Source organism: Paraburkholderia sp. FT54 (assembly GCF_031585635.1).
Classification (GTDB): domain Bacteria; phylum Pseudomonadota; class Gammaproteobacteria; order Burkholderiales; family Burkholderiaceae; genus Paraburkholderia.
Genome location: NZ_CP134196.1, coordinates 1805400 through 1823202, shown reverse-complemented (window position 1 = coordinate 1823202; position 17803 = coordinate 1805400). Strand labels below are relative to the sequence as shown.

Genomic DNA, 17803 nt, shown 5'->3' with positions numbered 1-17803 from the left:
GTCGAGCCTTGTCTCATTCAGTTCGTGACGAGTCGCCGTCGCGCGGTGGCCACGAGGCGGTCGAACGAGAAGGTGCTGACAGCGAGCGCGGCGGTCTCCGGAAAGTATTCGCGCGCGATGTCGGTCAAGACCTGGCCCGGCGGCGCTTCGAGCAGCACGTGCGCGCCCATTTCCTGCATGACCGTGAGCGCGTCGAACCAGCGCACCGTGTAGCGGATATTGGTCGCGAGGTCGTTGCGGATCGCGTCCGCCGTATACAACGGACGGCCGCCGCGATTGCCGACATAGATGCTTTGCGGCGCATGAAAGGGCACGTCCTTCGCGTAGGCGACCAGTTCGTCCGTGGCTTGCGCGAGCAATTCGCAATGCGACGGCACGCTCACCGCGAGGCGAGTGGCCCGGCGCGCGCCCGCGGCCAGCGCGCGTTTGATGAAGGCGTCCAGTGCATCGTTCGCGCCCGCTATGACAATCTGGCGCGGCGCGTTCACATTGCCGATATAGACATGCTGCTGTGTTTCATCCGCGTGCCGCGCGGCGAGTGTTTCCACTTGATACTCAGTCAAGCCGGATATCGCTGCGAGACCGTAGCCGGATGGGTAGGCGGTCTCCATCAATTCGGCGCGGCGGCGAACCATTTTCAGCGCGTCTTCGAAGTGAATCGCGCCGCAGCTCACCGCCGCCGGGTACGCGCCGACCGATAAGCCCGCGCTGATCTCCGGCACGAACCGTTCGGCGGCCAGCGCGCGCGTGAGCGCCACGCCAGCAACCGTCAAGCCGATCTGCACGGCGATGGTCGAGCGCAATGCGTCCGGTGTGTCCAGCGTGAGCACATCGACGCCGAGCACCTGCGACGCCTCCGCGAGCGTGTCGCGCACCGCATGATGCTCAGGCAGACGATGCAGGAACCCGCCGGTCTGCGCGCCCTGGCCGGGGAAAAGCAGGGCGAGCATCAGGCGTCGACGCCGCGAGCCGTGGCGGCCCAGGGATCGGCAATTAGCTGCGGGCCACGTGCGTGGCGTGCCAGCACGCGCGGCTTGCCCGCTGCCCATTCGGCCAGCGCGACGCCGCCAGCGGGCGTGTCGAGTTGCGCGTCGACGCGAACGCCGACGCGTTGCGCGAGCGCCTGCAGATGGTCCAGCAATCCGGTCGCGAGGTTTCGCGCGAGCGGCTTGTCATGCGTTCGGATGAGCAGGTCGAGATCGCTCGATGCAGTCACTGTCGGCACTTGTGTCGCCAGCTCGAAACCGGCGCCGCCCGTCGGTCCCCAAACGAATGCACTCAAAGGGCCGGTCACGTCGTCCTGCAATGCGGCAAGCGCGGCGAAAGCCGGCAATGCGTTGCGCGCGGCCAGTGACGTGCATGAAAAAGCGAGCGCTTCCGGCGACACGGCGCTCACCACATCCGCGGAAGATGCCCACGTACCGTAGCGCTGCGACCGCCCGACACCGCGCACGCCGATCGCGACAAATCCATCGGCGGCCAGCGCGCGTCTGACCACCGCAAACGGCACGCGCCCAAAAGCCTCACGCACCCAGGACGGTTCATTGTCGAACGCCTGCAAGCGTTGCAGACGCAGCAAGTCGTGCGGCCGCCATCGCGCATCGCCCGGCGCTGCGTGCTCGATTGCAAACGGCGGCGCGGCACACACCTGCATCACACGGCATCCCATTGTTCGGCGAGGCGCCGGCGCACTTCGATCGACGCCGCGCGATTCTTCTGCGCCGCCGCCGATTCCAGCCGATGCGCGAGGTTGCGGCGGCCATCGTCGCGCACGCCGCGAATCTGCGCGGTCAACACCTGACGCACGCGCTCGATCTGCGCGGCGTCCGGCGCATCGGCATCCACGCCGTCGATCAACTGGTCGAGCAGGCCGAGTTTCGCGAATGACGCCATCGAGTACGACATCGGCACGATGGTTTCGCCGAGCGCGTCGAGTTCTTCGACCGTGCGGCGCGTGACGCGCGCGGCGGCTTCCTTGCCCATCGCGTGAACCATGGTGCCGGGCGCGTCGAGCGCGATGATACGGTTGGCCTGATAGCCGTGCGCGAGAAACGCGCCCGACATGGCCGGTCCGACGATCAGCGCGACCACCGGATGGCCCGCGTCGCGCGCGGCGGCATAGGCGTCCACGGCCGCGGCGCAGGCGAGGTGAATGCCGAGCATCTCCTCGCGATAGCCGTACGCCTGGCTTTTCACGTCGACGATCGCGACGATCGGGCGGCACGTGCCGCTCGCTTCGTCCCGCGCAATCGCGTCGCGCACGGCGCGCGCGAGCCGCCAGCCCTGTTCGAGGCCGACTACGTTATCGGTCGCACGCGGAAAGCGATTGGCGGGGTCGGGCACGACCGAGAAGAAGTGCGCGGTCTCGCCGCCCAGCGGCGCCTCGCCGCTCAACACCGGCGCCGGGCTGGTGGATGCGCCGGCCAGCGCCTGGAACCAGCGCGCGCCGCGGCTAAGTTGTGTGTCGCTCATGCTTGCTCCTTGCGCGACTCGGTTGGCGCGTGACGGTTGAACACGTCACGCATGGTTTCCGGCGTGACGTTGGCGGGATCGATCCGCGCAAGCCGATTGAGGAACGTGTCGACCTGTTCGCTGCGATGCGCGGCGGGCACGCCTTGCTCGAAGGCGGAACGCACGGCGGTGCGCACCGCGTCCGCATCGTCGTCGACCAGTTGATCGGCAAGCGCAGTCGCCGTGCGCTGTTCGCCGCCGATCAGTTGCCACACGCGGCGGCGATCGCTGGCGTCGAGTTCGTCGATGCCGGCTTCCTGTTCGATCACTTCAGGGCCGTTCATGCCGAGCCGCCCTTGCTTCGTCACGACCAGATACGAACACAACGCGGCCGCGAGCGACATGCCGCCGAAGCAGCCGACCATGCCGGCGATCACACCGACCACCGGCACATGCCGCCGCAACGCGACGATCGCGGCCTGTATCTCCGCGATCACCGCGAGGCCGAGGTTGGCTTCCTGAAGCCGCACCCCACCGGTTTCGAACAGCACGACCGGGCGCACGATCTTGCCGCGTTCGCAGTCGCGCAAGGCCAGTTCGAGCGCCGCGGCGATCTTGCTGCCCGACACTTCGCCGATGCTGCCGCCCTGAAACGCGGACTCGATCGCGGCGACCACGGCGGGCTCGCCGTCGATGGTGCCGCGCGCGATCACGCAGCCGTCATCCGCCTGGCAGACGACGCCTTGCAACGGCAGCCACGGCGACTCGATCTTGTCGAATGGGCCGAGCAGTTCGCGGAAGGTGCCCGCGTCCAGCAGCGAGCGGGCGCGCTCGCGCGCCGGCAGTTCGATGAAACTTTCGCGCAGCATGGGCGCGGGATGGGCGGTCGCAACCGTATTCATGCGTCGTCTCCCAGTTCGGCGGCTTCGACGGCTTCGGCGAGCCGCAACGCGACCACGCCGGGCGTCGCGCCGAAGTCGTTGATTTCGATTTGCGCCGCGCCGTCGTAGCGGGTGAAAAAGCGGTCGAGCACGCTTTTCCAGATGTGGCTGTAGCCGTCGACGCTGGTGCGCACGACCACGTGCGCGCTCAGCACGCTAGCCTGATCGGCGGGCGAGAGCAGCACTTCCAGATCGCCCGAGCCCACCACGCCGACATGCGCGCGGGTCGTGACGGCGCGTTGCGCCGGATAGTCGAAGGTCAGATGTTCCATGAGTCGGGGCTCCTGTCGGCGTTGTGGTGCGCCAGCATGTCGAGAAAGAGGGTGGCGGCGAGCAGATCGGCTGCGCCGCCGGGCGATGCGTTGAGCGTTAGCAAGTCGTGTTCGAGTGCCGTGAGCGCGGCGCGGCCCGCGGGCGTCGAACTGCCGCCCGCGTCCCGCACGCGTTGCGCGCCGTGTTGCCCGGCGTGCAGACCAGGCAAGCCCGCGCGATGCAGCAGGCAGGTGTCGTCGAGCGTTGCGATAATCGAGAGCAGGGCGTCGATGCGCGCGGCGTTTTCGTCGATGCCTTGCTCACGCGCCGCGAGCAACGCGGGCAGGCCTATATCGACGACGTGCGGGAAGCCGTCTTGCGCTTCGCGGCGCGCACCGCCGACCTGGAAGCGCTGACGCGCGCGTTCGCCGTGACTGTCGGACGGCGCGGCGAAGCGATCCGGGAAGCAGGCGATCTGCGCGGCGCGCGTGCAGATGCGTGACGCGCTCGCATACGTGGCAGTCGTGGGCAGCGCAGCGCCCGCGACCAGCAGGCCGACGATCCAGATCGCGCCGCGATGCGCGTTGCTGCCGCCCGTCGCGTGCAGCATGTCGAGTTCGCCGGCGCGGCCGATCTGCGCGAGTTCGGTGCGCAACAACGCGGACGGTTCGCCGCGGTGGCGCGCCGCGCGCGCGAGCGCCGCGAAGGTCGGCTCGAGCGCGCGCGCCGAGCGCAGCATGGTGTCGAGATCGAGGTCGCGATGCGCGCCGCTGCCGCGCCGGTCGACCAGCGCGGGCTTCGGCGTGAGTTGGGCTTCGTCGATCAGCGCGGTGATCGCGTAACGGGCGAGTTGCGCGTCGGAAAGCGTGGAAGCGATGTGGGTGGCGCGGGCAGTATCGTGCAAACCGCTGGTGGCGTCAGCGACTCTAACGACTCCGCCAGCCACGGCGACTTCGCCAGCGTCGGCAAGTCCAGCAGATCCGGCAACGTCGACGCGCGGATGGACCGGCGTCGCGCGCACACTGCGAGCAGACGGTGCTTGCGCCTGTTCTCGCGCGAGCAAAGCAGCGGCCGCCATGCTCACCAGCTCCTGAAGCGCGCCGGCGGCTCGTACAGGCCGCCCGACCATGTCACCAGATCGTCGATGCTGCGTGCCGCCAGCAGCGAGCGCTTGGCCTCGCCACGCCGAATGCCGAGATCCTCGGGATACGCGACGATGCCGCGCCGGCGCAACTCCGCCGTTTTCTCCGGTTTGGCGCGCAGCCCGATCGGCGTCACGCCGGCCACGGCGGCGATTGCCGCGCGCCGCTCGTCGATGCCTTCGGCCTTGTGCAGATGTGCGATGCCTTCCTCGGTGACCACATGGCTGACGTCGTCGCCGTAGATCATGACGGGCGCGATCGGCATGCCGCTTTTCGCGCCGACGGCGACGGCGTCGAGTTCATCGACGAAGGTCGGCTCGCCGCCTTTCTTGTAGGTCTCGGCCATCTGCACGACCAGCTTGTGGCCGCGCGACACCGGACCCTCGTCGCGCAGCAGCTTGAGCCACGCTTCGCTCGAATGACGCCGGCCGCGCGGATCGTGGCCCATGTTCGGCGCACCGCCGAAACCGGCAAGCCGCCCGCGCGTGACGGTCGACGAATTCGCGTCGGCATCGATCTGCAAGGTCGAGCCGATGAACAGATCGACTCCGTATTGCCCGGCCAGTTGGCAGAGCACGCGGTTCGAGCGCAGGCTGCCGTCGTTGCCGGTGAAAAAGACGTCGGGACGCGCCTCGATATACGCCTCCATGCCGACTTCGCTGCCAAAGCAATGGATGCTGTCGACCCAGCCCGATTCGATCGCGGGAATCATGGTGGGATGCGGATTGAGCGTCCAGTTGCGGCAGATCTTGCCCTTCAGACCGAGCGATTCGCCGTAAGTAGGCAGCAGCAATTCGATCGCGGCCGTATCGAAGCCGATGCCGTGATTCAGCGACGTCACGCCATAGGGCTCGTAGATGCCGCGAATCACCATCATCGCGGTCAGCACCTGCAAGTCGCCGATATGGCGCGGATCGCGTGTGAACAGCGGCTCGACGGCGAACGGCCGGTCAGCCTGCACGACCACGTCGACCCATGAACCCGGAATGTCGACGCGCGGCAGTTCGTCGACGATCTCGTTGACCTGCACGATCACGATGCCATGACGGAAGGCGGCAGCCTCGGCGATGGTGGGCGTGTCTTCGGTATTCGCGCCGGTGTACAGATTGCCGTGACGGTCGGCCTTTTCCGCGCACAGCAGCGCGACGTGCGGCGTGAGATCCACGAACATGCGCGCGTACAACTCGACGTACGTATAGATCGCGCCGATTTCCAGCTGGCCGTCTTCGAGCAGTTGCGCGACGCGCAGGCTCTGCGGCCCGGCAAACGAGAAATCGACCTTGTGCGCGATGCCGCGCTCGAACAGCGTCAGATGCTCGGGGCGGCCGATGCTCGAAATCAGCAGATGCACGTCGTGAATCTTTTGCGGATCGACCTTGGCGAACGAGCGGGACAGGAAGTCGGCCTGCTTCTGGTTGTCGCCTTCGAGAGCGACACGGTCGCCCGGCTGAATCAGCGTTTCGAGCGCGTCGACGATGCGCTCCGGCGGCAGCACGCCGTCTTCGAGCCAGGGTGCGATGGCGGCGAGGCGACGGTTCTTTTCGTCGCGGCGCGTGGTCCATGAACGGACGGTGGGTGACGTATCGGCGGGTCGGTTCATCGGCTTGGTCAGCTCCCGGTGGTGGCGCGCGGGCGTCTGCCGCGCGGCTTGGGTTGATTCGCAAGCGCGGCTTCGGCCTGCGCTCGTTCGGTCAGGAAACGATAGAGCAGGTCGCCCGTGCCCAGCAGATGCGCGACGACTAGCTTCTGCGCGGCGGGAATGTCGCGGCGTTGCACGGCGTCGAGCAGGGCGGCGTGTTCATTGTCGGACTCGCCCTTGTACGACGGCAAGCCGAACTTCAGGCGCAGGTATCGTTCACCGCGCCGGTGCAGCGTGCCGATCATGTCCTCGAGTTGCGGACGGGCGGCCGGCGCATACAGGCTCATGTGAAACGCGACGTTGCGCGCGACGTACAGCGACGGGTCCGCCTCGAGTTCGGCGGCGCGGCACAGGCTGGCGGATTCGCGCAACGTGGCGGCCGTGTGATTGGGAATCGCAAGCCCGATGGCGAGGCTCTCCAGCGCGGAACGGATCTCGTAGATTTCGCGCGCTGCTTCCGCCGACAAAGGCGCGACGGTGGCGCCCTTGTGCACGGCGGCGTTGGCCCAGCCCTCGCTTTCCAGTTGGCGCAAGGCCTCGCGCACGGGAATTGCGCTGACTGAAAAATGCCGCGCGATCGCGTCCTGCCGCAGCGGCGCGCCGGGGGCCAGCGTTCCGTCGACAATTGCCGCACGCAGCGCCTCCGCGATCACGCGGGACGTGCTTTCACGGGGCGCCGCCGCGGGTAAAAGCAGGCTGCGCGCCGGAGCGTCCAGGGGAAAACCATCTATTGCGTCGTTCATGATATCAAATATTATATATGAAAAGACGCGAATTACAGGCGGGCAAACCCGGAAAAATTTTCGCCGCTCTGTCCGCGGTGTCCTCTGACTGGTCGTACGAGGACACCCGGTTCATCACAAAACGCGCCATCTCGTCGTTTCCGTTTCCGTTACGTACGCCAACCGTTGGGCCGGAGGAGCATGATGAATTCACTAACCGACCGCACGTCGGTCACGCGGCACCGCACGCCGCTCAATCGTTCGCAGATCGCAGGTTTTTGGGGAGCGTGGGCAGGCTGGACGCTCGACGGGATGGACTCGTTCATCTACGCGCTCGTCTTGACGCCGGCCTTGACCGAACTGCTGCCGCGTTCGGGTTATGCGGCCACGCCGGCGAACGTCGGCCTGGCCGGCTCGATCCTGTTCGCGCTGTTCCTGGTCGGGTGGGGGCTGTCGTTCATCTGGGGGCCGCTTGCCGACCGCTACGGCCGCACCAAGGTGCTGGCCGGCACCATCTTCACGTTTGCCATTTTCACGGGACTCGCGGCGACCTCGCACAACGTGTGGGAGCTCGGCATTTACCGGTTCATTGCGGGCGTCGGCATCGGCGGCGAGTGGGCATTGGCCGGGACGTATGTGGCGGAGGCGTGGCCGGAGGATCGCCGCAAGATGGGCGCCGGTTATCTGCAAACGGGCTACTACGCCGGATTCTTCCTCGCGGCGGCGCTGAACTACACGGTCGGCGTTCATTATGGCTGGCGCGCGATGTTCCTGACCGGCGCGGTGCCGGTGGTGGTCGCGATTCTGATTCTGCTGCGCGTGAAGGAGTCGGAGAAGTGGGAGAAGGCCGAAGCGCGCACCGTGTGCACAAAGCCGCTGCGCGAGATCATGGGACCGACTTATCGACGCCGTACCTGGGTCGCGTGCATTCTGCTGACGATCGCGATCATCGGCTTGTGGGCGGGCGCGGTCTACGAACCGTCCGCCGTGATTCAACTGGCGACCAAGGCCGGCATGGCCAAAAACGACGCGATCAGAACGGCGTCGCTGGCCACGGGGCTGCTGTCCATCGCGACGATCCTCGGCTGTCTCGCGCTGCCGCCGCTCGCTGAGCGCATCGGCCGCAAGAAGACGCTGGCGATCTACTTTCTCGGCATGGCGGTGGCCATCGTCGGTAGTTTCGGCTGGGCGTTTTATTTGCCCAACGGGCTCGCGCCGTTCATCGCGTGGCTTTTCGTGCTGGGTTTCTTCGGCGGCAATTTCGCGCTGTTCAGCTTGTGGCTGCCGGAACAGTTCGAAACCCGCGTGCGGGCGACGGCCTTCGCGTTCTGCACGTCGTTCGGGCGGTTCGTCGGCGCGGGCGTCAACTTTCTGCTCGGCGCGGCGGTGCTGCACATGCATACGCTCGGCATACCGGTCGCGTTGACGGCAATCGCGTTTATCGTCGGCCTGTTCATCATTCCGTTTGCGCCGGAAACGAAGGGCGAGGTGTTGCCGCAGTGAGGTTGGCCATTCGGCTGAGTGGCGGCCGGGCTTGCAAGCGGGCATCCTTTCCACCCGTTAGAGACGTAGTTTTTCCGCCGTTTCGAATTGGCTAATCTGTACAGCATTCGGTACAATGATTGCCGGTGACCTGGGGTGTTTCCTGCTTTGGGCCACCGGCTTTGCATGTGGCCCGCGCTTCGCACGGGCATCCGTTCGACAGTGGAATCGTCCCTAACTTTTGACAGGAGCGACTGGAGGGCAACCTCTCAAGTCGGGAAAACGAATGAACGTCCTTACTTACAGCGAGGCGCGTGCCGGCTTCAAGCAAGCGATGGACGACGTCTGCCGCGATCACATACCCATGTTGATCACGAGGCAGACGGGCGAAAACGTGGTCATGGTTTCGCTCGAGGATTTCAATGCGATGCAGGAGACCTTGTATCTGTTGAGTTCATCGAAGAACGCCCAACGGCTCGCCCGATCTATCGCTCAACTGAACGCCGGCGGTGCGACTGCGCGCGAACTGCTGACCGATGAACAACCGCAAAAGCCGCAACGAGGAGGCCGCCAAGGCTGACAGCATTTTTATGTTCACCGACGACGCGTGGGACGATTACCTGTACTGGCAAGAGACCGACCGAAAGGTCTTGCGCAAGATCAACACGTTGCTGGAGGAGTGCAGGCGTGATCCTTATCGCGGCACGGGGAAACCAGAGGCGTTGATGGGCAGTATGAGCGGGCTGTGGTCGCGCCGGATCACGCTTGCCGACCGCCTCGTCTACTTGCCGCGAGACGGAAAAATTTATGTGATCGCCTGTCGCTTCCACTACGACTGCTGAGAGAAACCGGGCGCAACACCCGGTTTTTTTCAACGCGTCGACATTGGCCGAGCGCGCCGGAATCTCAATCCACCTGCCGCCGCACCCGCTCTCCTGGCCGCAGCACCGAAAGCAGCGGCCACCCGAGATTCACCCCTAAACTCGCCACCACGATCAACACCATGCCCGCCAGTTGCGGCATCGACAGAGCCCGTCCATACACGAGCGCATCGACCACGATCGCCGTCAGCGGATACACGAACAGCAACACGGCGATGATCGGCGTGCTCAGCTTGGGCAACGCGCCGTAGATCAGCACATACGACAGCCCCGTGTGCAGCACGCCCATGCCGACCAGCCAGAACCACTGCATCGGGCCGATATGCACGGCGGTGAGCGGCGCGATGAACGGCAGGCACACCACACCGACGGCGCACTGCGCGAGCGTCAGCAGATGCGGCCGCAAATTGCCGAGCCCTTTGGCGATCAATGTGACGCTCGCGTACAGCACCGACCCCACCAGCGCTTCGCCGATGCCGATCAGATAGCTCGTATGGCCCTGTAGATTCTCCGTGGCCGCGACGCCCGACGCGAGCACGAGTCCGACGAAAGCGGTCGCGATCCAGCCGAGCCGGTCCATGCCGAGCCGCTCGTTGAACAACGCCGCGCCGATCAGCACGACCCAGAACGGCTGCACGTGAAACACCACGGTGGCGACCGCGATGCTGGTGCGATGAATCGCATCGAAGAAACCCACCCACTGCGTGACCATCAGCACGCCCGTGATCAACGCCAGCGTGACGGTGCGTCGCGTGAAATGCGCGCGCGTGAAGAAGCCTTTCCACGCGCAATACGCGGCGAGCGAGAGGAAGCCGAACAGGCAGCGAAAGAACACGAGCGTGAGCGCGCCGAGGCGCGCTTCCTCGACGAAAATCCCGAGCGTGCCCATCAAAAGCCCGCCGCTGGCCAGCGTGATGGCGCCTTGTTGACGTTGGGTGAGGGACATGCGCAACGGCTCCATGACGTTAAGTGGAGTGACGTAGCGAGTATTGCGCGGCTTGCACGGTACCGACAAACGAATTAAATTGAGCAATTCCATAAGCCAGATTGATAAATCATGCACCCGGAATTCGACGTCGATCTGCTGCGCACCTTCGTCGCGGTGGTGGAAACGGGCAGCTTCACGAAGGCGTCGGCGACCGTGCATCGCTCGCAGGCGGCCGTCAGCATGCAGATCAAGCGGCTCGAAACCATGCTCGGCACCACGCTGTTTGCCCGCAACACGCGCAATCTTTCGCTCACGCGGCCGGGCAATACGCTGCTCGAATACGCGCGGCGTGTGCTGGCGCTACATGAGGAGGCGTGGTCGGCGATCGTGCGGCCCGAGGTGACCGGCCGCGTGGTGCTCGGCGCACCGGACGATTACGTGTCCTCGCTGTTGTCGCCCGTGTTGCGGCGCTTCTCGAATCTGTATCCGCATGTGGAGATTGAAATCGTCTGCGCGCAGAGCACGTCGCTCGCGCCAATGCTCGCCGACAACAAGATCGATCTCGCGTTCGTCACGCGCGACCGCAAGTTGCGCGGCGAATTCGTGCGCAGCGAGCCGATGGTGTGGGTGGGCGCGTCGGTGGATACGCCGGTGCTGGCGGCGTCGCCGCTGCCGGTGGGGCTGTACGAGCCTGGCTGCGTGGCGCGCCAGCATACGCTGGCCGCGCTCGACGGCGCGCGGATTCGTTATCGCGCCGCGTTCAGCAGCGCGAGCCTGATGGGACTGGTGGCAACCGTGGATGCGGGGTTGTCGGTGATTGCGCTCACGCGTTGCAGCGTGCCGCCGCGGCTCGCGATTCTCGGTGAAGCGCAAGGCTTGCCGAAAATCGCGCCGCTGGAAATCGTGGTGGCGCGCAGCGCCAAATCGGATCGGCCGACCTGCGATTATCTCGCGGCGCAGATGATGCAGGATCTGTCGTTGCGGCCTCAGGCTCAAGCACGCGCATAGGCCGTCACCTCGCCGTCCACCGCGAGCCGCACCTGCTCGCCCGGTCGTGGGCAAAGATAGCCCGGCACCCGCGCGCGCACCATCGTCCGCGTGTCGGAACGCAACTGCAGTGCGACGCCGGCGTCCTGCCCCTGAAAGACCACTTCCGTGACCACGGCGTCATAGGCCGCCGCGCCGTTGGGCATGGTTTCTTCGGAGCGCAAGAGGCGGATCTGCTCGGGCCGCACCATCACGTCGACCGCACCGTGGCCCATCGGCCCGGACAACGGCAATTCACCCAGTTCACAACTCACACGATCCCGCGTGGCCATGCCCGGCAACAACACCGCCTCGCCGACGAACGATGCCAGTTCGCGCGTCACGGGCCGCCGGTAAAGCGTCTCCGGCGTCGCCGTCTGGATCAGCCGGCCGTTCCACAACACCGCCACTTCATGCCCGAGCGACAACGCCTCGGATTGATCGTGCGTGACCAGCACGGCGGTCGCGCCGGCCGCGGCCAGCGCGCTGGCCACGGCCTGGCGGGTTTCGAGCCGCAAGGCGGCGTCGAGCGACGAGAAGGGTTCGTCGAGCATCACCAGCGTGGGCGACGGCGCGAGCGCGCGCGCCAGCGCGACGCGTTGCTGCTGGCCACCCGACAATTGCTGCGGCGCGCGCTCGCCGAAGTTCGCCGGCAAGCCGACCAGCTCCAGCAACTCGGCCACCCGATGCCGTGCACGGCGTTGCGCGCGTGGCAAGCCGAACACGATATTGTCCGCCACCGACAGATGCGGAAACAGCGCGCCTTCCTGCGGCACATAGCCGATGCGTCGCTGTTCGGACGGCACATGCAGGCCGTCGCCAACCACGCGGCGGCCGTCGATTTCGACGCTGCCGCTATCGGCGCGTTCGAAGCCGCACAGGAGGCGCAGCAGGGTGGTCTTGCCGCTGCCGGACGGACCCAGCAACGCCAGCAGCGTGCCGCGTTCGACGGACAGGTCGATGCCGTGCAGCACCGGCGTGCCGTCGAATGATTTTTGCAGCCCGCGGATACGAAGTTCGCTCATGAAAATCCGATGGTAAAAACGCGGCGCGTCAGTTGCGTTCGCCGAGCAGCGCCGATCTGCCGAGCAGTGCGAACAGCAGGCCCGAGGCGCACAGTGAAATGCCGGTGAGCAATGCCGCGTAGGGCGCCGCCGCGGCGAACGCCATCGTCGAGGTGTCGGCCCAGACCTGGGTGGCGAGCGTTTGCGTGTCGAGCGGAGAGAGCAGCAGCGTCGCGTTCAGTTCGGTGACGACCGAGATGAACACCATCGCCGCGGCCGCGCCGAGTCCGGGTCCCGCCAACGGCAACACCACGCGAAACAGGGTCTGCGACCAGTTCAGTCCGAGCGCGCGCGCGGTCTCCTCGAGGCGCGGCTGGGCCTGCATGAAGGCGGCGCGCACACTGACCAGCGCAAGCGGCATGAACAGCATCGCGTAGGCGATCACCAGCAGCGTCGCGCTCTGATAGAGCGGTTGCAGCGCGTGCACCGCGAGCGACACAATTGCCAGGGCGATCACCAGACCCGGCACGCCTTGCGCGAGAAACACAGTGCGTTCGAACAGAGTCGCGAAACGGGTCGGATAGCGCACCAGCAGGAACGCAAGCGGCACGACCAGCAGCGTGGTCAGCAGTGCGGCGGCAAGCCCGAAGCCGAGCGACGAGAGCGTGGCGTTGAACAGCAGTTCCGGCGATACATCCGCCGGTGTGACCGCCGCCGCGCCCGGTTGCGTGAGCCAGTATCCGATCATGCCGAGCGGCACGCCGAGCGTCGTGATCGACAGCAGCGCAAAGCCGGCGACGACGATCCAGCGCCATACGCCGAGCTCGTAGCGCACGACCGCGCGGCGCGTGCCGCGATCGACGCGTTCATAGCGCGCCGCGCCGCGCACGCGAAACTCGAATGCCAGCACGATCAGGCAGATCACGATCAGCAGGCACGCGAGCAGCGAAGCGCCGCCGCCGTCGAAGCTGGTGCGGAATTCCGCGTAGATCTGCGTGGTGAACGTGTGAAATCGCAGCAGCGTAAACGCGCCGAACTCGGACAACACACCGAGCGCGACCAGCAACATGCCGCCGAGCAACGCGGGACGAAGTTGCGGCAGCACCACGCGAATGAAAGTGGTCCAACGGTTGCAGCCGAGCGCACGCGCGCTTTCTTCGAGCGCCGGATCCATGCCGCGCAATGCGGCGGCGACCGGCAGATAGACGAGCGGAAAGTACGCGCAGGTCAGCACCAGCAACGCGCCCGCGAAGTCCTGCAAATCCAGGCTCAGCGACACCCACGCATAGCTCGAAATAAAGGCCGGCATGGCGAGCGGCGCGGCGCTCAACACGGCCCACGCGCGGCGTCCCGGCAAATGCGTGCGTTCGACGAACCACGCGGCGGCCGTGCCGATCACGGCGGCGACCAGCGTGGTCGAGACGGTGATCATCAACGTGTTGACGAGCAGTTCGCCGACGAGCGGCCGGAAGATCAAGTCGATCGCCTCGCCGACGCCGAAGCTCGCGGCGCGCCAGAACGTAAACGCAATCGGCAGCAACACCAGCAAAGCGCTGAGTGCCGCCGCCGCGAACAGCCCGCGCGGCGCGCGCGATCGGGCGCGCGCCGGGACGGTGGGGACAACCGGAGGACCGGCTGACAAAGCTTCGCTCATTACAGCAGGCCCGCCTGGCGCAGCAGCTTGCCGGCCTGGCTGTCGTCGCCGAGTTGCTGGACCGTAAGCGGCGGCGGGCTCAGCTCAGCGAAAGGCTTGAGGATCGGGTCCGGTGCGACGCCGGCGTGCAGCGGATACTCGAACATCACGTGGCTATTCGCCATCAACTGTTGCGCGCGGTCGCTGACCAGGTACGCGAGAAACTTCTGCGCGCCGTCCGTGTTGTGCGCAGACTTCAGCACCGCGGCGCCCGACACGTTCACGGCCGCGCCGGCGTCGCCGTTGCCGAAGTGATAGATCGCGCTGCGGGTTTTGCCGTCGCCGAGTTCGGCATGCAGACGCGCCCAATAGTAGTTGTTGACCAGACCGGTCGCGACACCGCCACGGTTCACGGCGGCGACCACGCCTTCGTCGTCGTCGAAGATCTGCGCGTTGGCTTTCAGGCCCTTGAGCCATTGCACCGTTTGCGCTTCGCCCTTCAGCGCGAGCACCGCGCTCACGAGCGGCAGGAAGTCGCCGTCGCTCGGCGCAATGCCGATCTTGCCTTTCCATTCCGGCTTGGCGAGATCGAACAGCGATTGCGGCAGTTGCGATGCCTGCACCTTGGTGGTGTTGTAGGCGAGCACGTTTTCACGCGCGGTCACCGCGACCCATGCGCCGGTCGGCGAATTGAAGCGCGCCGGCACGGTGGCGAGCGTCGAGTTGTCCACCTTGTTCAGCAGGCCTTTCTCTTCGAGCAGCATCAGCTCGGGCGAGTTTTCCGTGAAGTACACGTCGGCGGGCGTGGCGGCGCCTTCCGCGACGATCTGCGCGGCCATCGCCGGGCCTTCGCCGTTGCGGATCTTCACCGAAATGCCCGTCTGCTTTTCGAAGTCTTTCGCGAGCAGATTGACGACCTGCTCGTGCTGCGCGTTATACAGCGTGATCGACGCGGCCTCGGCCGCCGACGGCACCGTCGTCGCGAAAGCGGCCAGCGTGAGCGCGGCCGCGCTGGTCAGAACACGCAGACGAGTGCCAAACGAGTTGTAAGCCATGATCCAGAAGTCCGTTGTGATGTTGTAGTTGATCTGTGTTTGTCGACTGCGTAGCACGCTTTACGTCTCGAACAGTCCTGCGCCGATATACGAGCCTGGTTTCGCGCCCGGCGGCACGGCGAAAATCGCGCTGCCGACGTGCGTGGTGAACTGGTTCATCATGTCGAACTTGGCGAGCCTGTCGTTGATCGGAATGAAGCCGGTACGCGGGTCGCCCTGATGCGCGATGAAGATGAGTCCCGCGTCGTACTCCGTTTCCTGGCGCCATGGCGGCCAGCGCTCGATGTAGAAGTTCGTGCCGTCGTTATACGAGTACGAACGGCGCAAGATCTGCGCGCCGTTGTTGCTCGCCTGATTCGACAGACGCACGTGCGAGTTCTCCGGAATCACCGGATTGCCGTCCTTGTCCTCTTCCTTCAGGTCCACGGCGTCGAACTCGTTCTTCTTGCCGATCGGCGCGCCGCTGTATTTGTGGCGGCCGAACACCTGTTCCTGGAAGTCCAGTTCGGTGTTGTCCCAGTGCTCCAGCGTGATGCGGATGCGCCGCACGACGGTGTAGGTGCCGCCTTCCATCCACGGCGCGTCCGCGCTGGCGCCGGCCCACACGAACTGGTTCATCAACTGCGGCTTGGCGGTGGATGGATTGTTGGTGCCGTCCTTGAAGCCCATCAGATTGCGCGGCGTCTGACCACGCGGGCCCGACAGGAAACCGGCCTGGCCCCAGCGCATCGCCGCCGTGCCGTATGCAAGTCGCGACAATTGACGTACCGCGTGAAACGCCACTTGCGCGTCGTTCGCGCAGGCCTGAATGAACAGATCGCCGCCGGTTTTTTCCTTGATCAACTGGTCGCCGTTAAAGCGCGGCAGATCGACGAGCGCAGCAGGGCGGCGCGCGGCGAGGCCGTAGCGGTCCTTGCCTTCATGCGTGAAGAGACCGGGGCCGAAGCCGAAGGTGATCGTCAGTCCATTGGGGCCGAGACCGAGCACGTCGCCGGAATCGGGCGCGGGCTTGTTGTCGGCGGCGTCGCCGATCGGCAACGGCGCGGCGGTGCCGCCTTGCGTGAGACGCGCAGCGGCGTCGGTCCAGGCGCGCAGCAGCGTGATCACGTCCTCGCGCTTCTCGGTGGTGAGATCGAGCGCGGCGACGTACGTGTGACTCTGCTGCGGTGTGACGATGCCGCCTTGATGCACGCCATAGAACGGCTCGACGGCAAGCTGCGGATCGGCAAGAGCATGTGCCTGCGTTTTACCGAGCGCGTTTTGCGACGTCGCCAGACCCGCGCCGAGGCTCGCGCCGGCCGCGACGGCGGCGCCGCCGGCCTTGAGAAACCCGCGCCGTGCGGGGCGCGGGGGTTGATCGTTTGCCATGGTTACTTCACCTTCGTTCGGCTTTGGAACATTCAACTTACTTCGCGAGCACCAGCGTGTTCACGTCGTCCTGCACGTAGTAAAAACCGTCGCCTGCAGGGGTCATCGCGAGGCCGAACAGGTCGCCGTTGCCCGGGGGCGATTGCGCCTTGTCGGTGTCGATCCAGCGCGCGTAGATCTGCTTGCCGCTGGCCGGATCGATTTCGACGATCTGGCCGTTCAGCGCGTTGGTGACGAGCAGGTGGCCGTTGGGGGCGGTCACCATCGCGAGCGGCCGGTGCAGCAGGCCGTCGGCGGTCAGTTGACGGCCGACGCCCGCGCTCGTGTCGCGCGTCATCGGTTCGTCGATTTCGGTGATGCGGTTGCCGATCGCGTCGGACACGTACAGCAGTTTCTGATCGGCCGAGAGCGCGAGTCCGGTCGGGCCGACGAGGAACACGCCTTTGTCCGCCTGCGCGCCGAAGCCGCTGCCCACCACCGTTTCCTTCTTCACGACCGGCGGCTTGCCGGCCGGCACGTCGAGGTCGAGGCGCAGCACGGTCGCCTGCTTGAACACCGGCGGATTGCCGTCCGCGCCACCCACGCCGAAGCCGGCGTTGCTGACGAACAGCGCCGCGCTGTTGCCGTTGTCGACGACCGCCATGTTGCCCCACGGATCGTTGATGTTCGGGCTGCTGATGGTCGAGGCGACCTTGCCTTGCGGATCGATCACGATCAGGCAGCCGGCGCCCTTGGTGCCGGTGGTGCCGTCGTTGCTCGGCGTGCTGCCGACGATCACGTAGCCGGACTTGAGCATCGTCATCGCGGTCGACAGGCCGATGCCGCCCGGGCATTCCTTCAGATCGCGCGGCACCGTCGCGAACACCGTCATCTCCCTGGTATCCGGGTGATAGTTGATGATCGTGCTGCCGGTGCCTTGCAGATTGGTCGAGTTGTTGAAGTTGCCGACCAGCACGTCGCCTTGCTTGACCGTGCCGGCCGTGACCGGTGCAACCACTACCGCGTACGGATTCTGGTCGCCATTGCTGGGCACGGTATTGATCAGCGTGGTGTGGTGCTTGACGGTTTCAAGGAAACCTTGCGGATCCGCGTGCGCGCTGCCGGCGGTCGCGAATGCGGCTGCGCTGAGAGTGGCGGCGATCAGGGCCCGCGCGGCGCGCGGCGAAAACTGGCGCGTGGGATTGTTCACGATTGAGCCTCCGTGCCTGCGCACAAAGCGGGGGTTGCGGTCATGATCGAAAGCATGGGATTCGATTGGTCGGTAGCGTGTGAGTTGGGC

Annotated in this window: 18 protein-coding genes; 4 read left to right on the top strand and 14 right to left on the bottom strand. The window is 65.9% G+C overall.

All coding sequences use genetic code 11. The annotated features are described in order from the left end of the window. Positions 1-17 precede the first annotated feature (17 nt). From mdcH to RI103_RS27670, 8 genes are read right to left on the bottom strand one after another with little or no spacing between them, the layout of a single operon-like run. The gene (gene mdcH / locus RI103_RS27705) at positions 18-950 is read right to left on the bottom strand and encodes a malonate decarboxylase subunit epsilon (protein ID WP_310815681.1); all 933 of its coding nucleotides are present in this window, start codon (positions 948-950) and stop codon (positions 18-20) included. Next, complete coding sequence (locus RI103_RS27700; protein WP_310815680.1) at positions 950-1654, bottom strand: malonate decarboxylase holo-ACP synthase; 705 nt, start codon at positions 1652-1654, stop codon at positions 950-952. Before RI103_RS27700 ends, mdcH begins: the two co-directional genes overlap by 1 nt. Then, positions 1654-2472 (bottom strand): biotin-independent malonate decarboxylase subunit gamma, encoded by an 819-nt coding sequence (gene mdcE / locus RI103_RS27695; protein ID WP_310815679.1) that lies wholly within the window; start codon positions 2470-2472, stop codon positions 1654-1656. Before mdcE ends, RI103_RS27700 begins: the two co-directional genes overlap by 1 nt. Further along, positions 2469-3353, bottom strand: a complete 885-nt coding sequence (locus RI103_RS27690) for a biotin-independent malonate decarboxylase subunit beta (RefSeq protein WP_310815678.1) — start codon at positions 3351-3353, stop codon at positions 2469-2471. The genes mdcE and RI103_RS27690 overlap by 4 nt, the downstream gene beginning before the upstream one ends. Further along, the gene (locus RI103_RS27685; protein ID WP_310815677.1) at positions 3350-3664 is read right to left on the bottom strand and encodes a malonate decarboxylase subunit delta; all 315 of its coding nucleotides are present in this window, start codon (positions 3662-3664) and stop codon (positions 3350-3352) included. Before RI103_RS27685 ends, RI103_RS27690 begins: the two co-directional genes overlap by 4 nt. Next, positions 3652-4722 (bottom strand): triphosphoribosyl-dephospho-CoA synthase, encoded by a 1071-nt coding sequence (locus RI103_RS27680; RefSeq protein ID WP_310815676.1) that lies wholly within the window; start codon positions 4720-4722, stop codon positions 3652-3654. The genes RI103_RS27685 and RI103_RS27680 overlap by 13 nt, the downstream gene beginning before the upstream one ends. Positions 4723-4724: 2 nt before the next feature. Then, the gene (gene mdcA, locus RI103_RS27675; RefSeq protein ID WP_310815675.1) at positions 4725-6386 is read right to left on the bottom strand and encodes a malonate decarboxylase subunit alpha; all 1662 of its coding nucleotides are present in this window, start codon (positions 6384-6386) and stop codon (positions 4725-4727) included. Between the two features lie 8 nt (positions 6387-6394). Further along, positions 6395-7168: a GntR family transcriptional regulator gene (locus tag RI103_RS27670; RefSeq protein WP_310815674.1), complete on the bottom strand. Its 774-nt coding sequence runs from the start codon at positions 7166-7168 to the stop codon at positions 6395-6397. A gap of 183 nt (positions 7169-7351) precedes the next feature. Between RI103_RS27670 and RI103_RS27665 the strand changes: the two genes are divergently transcribed. The 3 genes from RI103_RS27665 (at position 7352) to RI103_RS27655 (ending at position 9471) form a co-directional block, all read left to right on the top strand. Continuing rightward, complete coding sequence (locus RI103_RS27665) at positions 7352-8650, top strand: MFS transporter (RefSeq protein ID WP_310818593.1); 1299 nt, start codon at positions 7352-7354, stop codon at positions 8648-8650. Positions 8651-8915: 265 nt separating this feature from the next. Beyond that, complete coding sequence (locus RI103_RS27660) at positions 8916-9209, top strand: type II toxin-antitoxin system prevent-host-death family antitoxin (RefSeq protein ID WP_310815673.1); 294 nt, start codon at positions 8916-8918, stop codon at positions 9207-9209. Between the two features lie 10 nt (positions 9210-9219). Next, on the top strand, positions 9220-9471 hold the full coding sequence (locus RI103_RS27655) for a Txe/YoeB family addiction module toxin (protein WP_310818592.1): 252 nt from the start codon (positions 9220-9222) through the stop codon (positions 9469-9471). A gap of 64 nt (positions 9472-9535) precedes the next feature. Here RI103_RS27655 and RI103_RS27650 read toward each other — a convergent pair whose 3' ends face one another. Further along, entirely contained in the window at positions 9536-10456 is a 921-nt protein-coding gene (locus RI103_RS27650; protein ID WP_310815672.1) for a DMT family transporter, read from the bottom strand. 111 nt (positions 10457-10567) lie between these two features. On the opposite strand from RI103_RS27650, the gene RI103_RS27645 reads away from it, so the two are divergent. Next, positions 10568-11446, top strand: coding sequence for a LysR substrate-binding domain-containing protein (locus tag RI103_RS27645; protein WP_310815671.1), 879 nt, complete (start codon positions 10568-10570; stop codon positions 11444-11446). Here the strand turns inward: RI103_RS27645 and RI103_RS27640 are convergent. The 5 genes from RI103_RS27640 to RI103_RS27620 are packed head-to-tail and all read right to left on the bottom strand — an operon-like array spanning position 11431 to position 17713. Beyond that, positions 11431-12489, bottom strand: coding sequence for an ABC transporter ATP-binding protein (locus RI103_RS27640; RefSeq protein ID WP_310815670.1), 1059 nt, complete (start codon positions 12487-12489; stop codon positions 11431-11433). The two genes, RI103_RS27645 and RI103_RS27640, sit on opposite strands and share 16 nt — an antisense overlap. A 28-nt stretch (positions 12490-12517) precedes the next feature. After that, positions 12518-14122, bottom strand: coding sequence for an iron ABC transporter permease (locus RI103_RS27635; RefSeq protein ID WP_310815669.1), 1605 nt, complete (start codon positions 14120-14122; stop codon positions 12518-12520). Beyond that, complete coding sequence (locus RI103_RS27630) at positions 14122-15156, bottom strand: iron ABC transporter substrate-binding protein (RefSeq protein WP_310815668.1); 1035 nt, start codon at positions 15154-15156, stop codon at positions 14122-14124. The genes RI103_RS27635 and RI103_RS27630 overlap by 1 nt, the downstream gene beginning before the upstream one ends. A 60-nt stretch (positions 15157-15216) precedes the next feature. Then, positions 15217-16524, bottom strand: coding sequence for an iron uptake transporter deferrochelatase/peroxidase subunit (gene efeB, locus RI103_RS27625; RefSeq protein ID WP_310815667.1), 1308 nt, complete (start codon positions 16522-16524; stop codon positions 15217-15219). 37 nt (positions 16525-16561) lie between these two features. After that, the gene (locus RI103_RS27620; RefSeq protein ID WP_310815666.1) at positions 16562-17713 is read right to left on the bottom strand and encodes a hypothetical protein; all 1152 of its coding nucleotides are present in this window, start codon (positions 17711-17713) and stop codon (positions 16562-16564) included. Between the last annotated feature and the right edge of the window lie 90 nt (positions 17714-17803).

What these genes read in the sequence shown, in the direction of transcription:
- mdcH (WP_310815681.1), bottom strand. Translation starts at nt 950, where the DNA reads ATGCTCGCCCTGCTTTTCCCCGGCCAGGGCGCGCAGACCGGCGGGTTC.
- RI103_RS27700 (WP_310815680.1), bottom strand. Translation starts at nt 1,654, where the DNA reads ATGCAGGTGTGTGCCGCGCCGCCGTTTGCAATCGAGCACGCAGCGCCG.
- mdcE (WP_310815679.1), bottom strand. Translation starts at nt 2,472, where the DNA reads ATGAGCGACACACAACTTAGCCGCGGCGCGCGCTGGTTCCAGGCGCTG.
- RI103_RS27690 (WP_310815678.1), bottom strand. Translation starts at nt 3,353, where the DNA reads ATGAATACGGTTGCGACCGCCCATCCCGCGCCCATGCTGCGCGAAAGT.
- RI103_RS27685 (WP_310815677.1), bottom strand. Translation starts at nt 3,664, where the DNA reads ATGGAACATCTGACCTTCGACTATCCGGCGCAACGCGCCGTCACGACC.
- RI103_RS27680 (WP_310815676.1), bottom strand. Translation starts at nt 4,722, where the DNA reads ATGGCGGCCGCTGCTTTGCTCGCGCGAGAACAGGCGCAAGCACCGTCT.
- mdcA (WP_310815675.1), bottom strand. Translation starts at nt 6,386, where the DNA reads ATGAACCGACCCGCCGATACGTCACCCACCGTCCGTTCATGGACCACG.
- RI103_RS27670 (WP_310815674.1), bottom strand. Translation starts at nt 7,168, where the DNA reads ATGAACGACGCAATAGATGGTTTTCCCCTGGACGCTCCGGCGCGCAGC.
- RI103_RS27665 (WP_310818593.1), top strand. Translation starts at nt 7,352, where the DNA reads ATGAATTCACTAACCGACCGCACGTCGGTCACGCGGCACCGCACGCCG.
- RI103_RS27660 (WP_310815673.1), top strand. Translation starts at nt 8,916, where the DNA reads ATGAACGTCCTTACTTACAGCGAGGCGCGTGCCGGCTTCAAGCAAGCG.
- RI103_RS27655 (WP_310818592.1), top strand. Translation starts at nt 9,220, where the DNA reads ATGTTCACCGACGACGCGTGGGACGATTACCTGTACTGGCAAGAGACC.
- RI103_RS27650 (WP_310815672.1), bottom strand. Translation starts at nt 10,456, where the DNA reads ATGTCCCTCACCCAACGTCAACAAGGCGCCATCACGCTGGCCAGCGGC.
- RI103_RS27645 (WP_310815671.1), top strand. Translation starts at nt 10,568, where the DNA reads ATGCACCCGGAATTCGACGTCGATCTGCTGCGCACCTTCGTCGCGGTG.
- RI103_RS27640 (WP_310815670.1), bottom strand. Translation starts at nt 12,489, where the DNA reads ATGAGCGAACTTCGTATCCGCGGGCTGCAAAAATCATTCGACGGCACG.
- RI103_RS27635 (WP_310815669.1), bottom strand. Translation starts at nt 14,122, where the DNA reads ATGAGCGAAGCTTTGTCAGCCGGTCCTCCGGTTGTCCCCACCGTCCCG.
- RI103_RS27630 (WP_310815668.1), bottom strand. Translation starts at nt 15,156, where the DNA reads ATGGCTTACAACTCGTTTGGCACTCGTCTGCGTGTTCTGACCAGCGCG.
- efeB (WP_310815667.1), bottom strand. Translation starts at nt 16,524, where the DNA reads ATGGCAAACGATCAACCCCCGCGCCCCGCACGGCGCGGGTTTCTCAAG.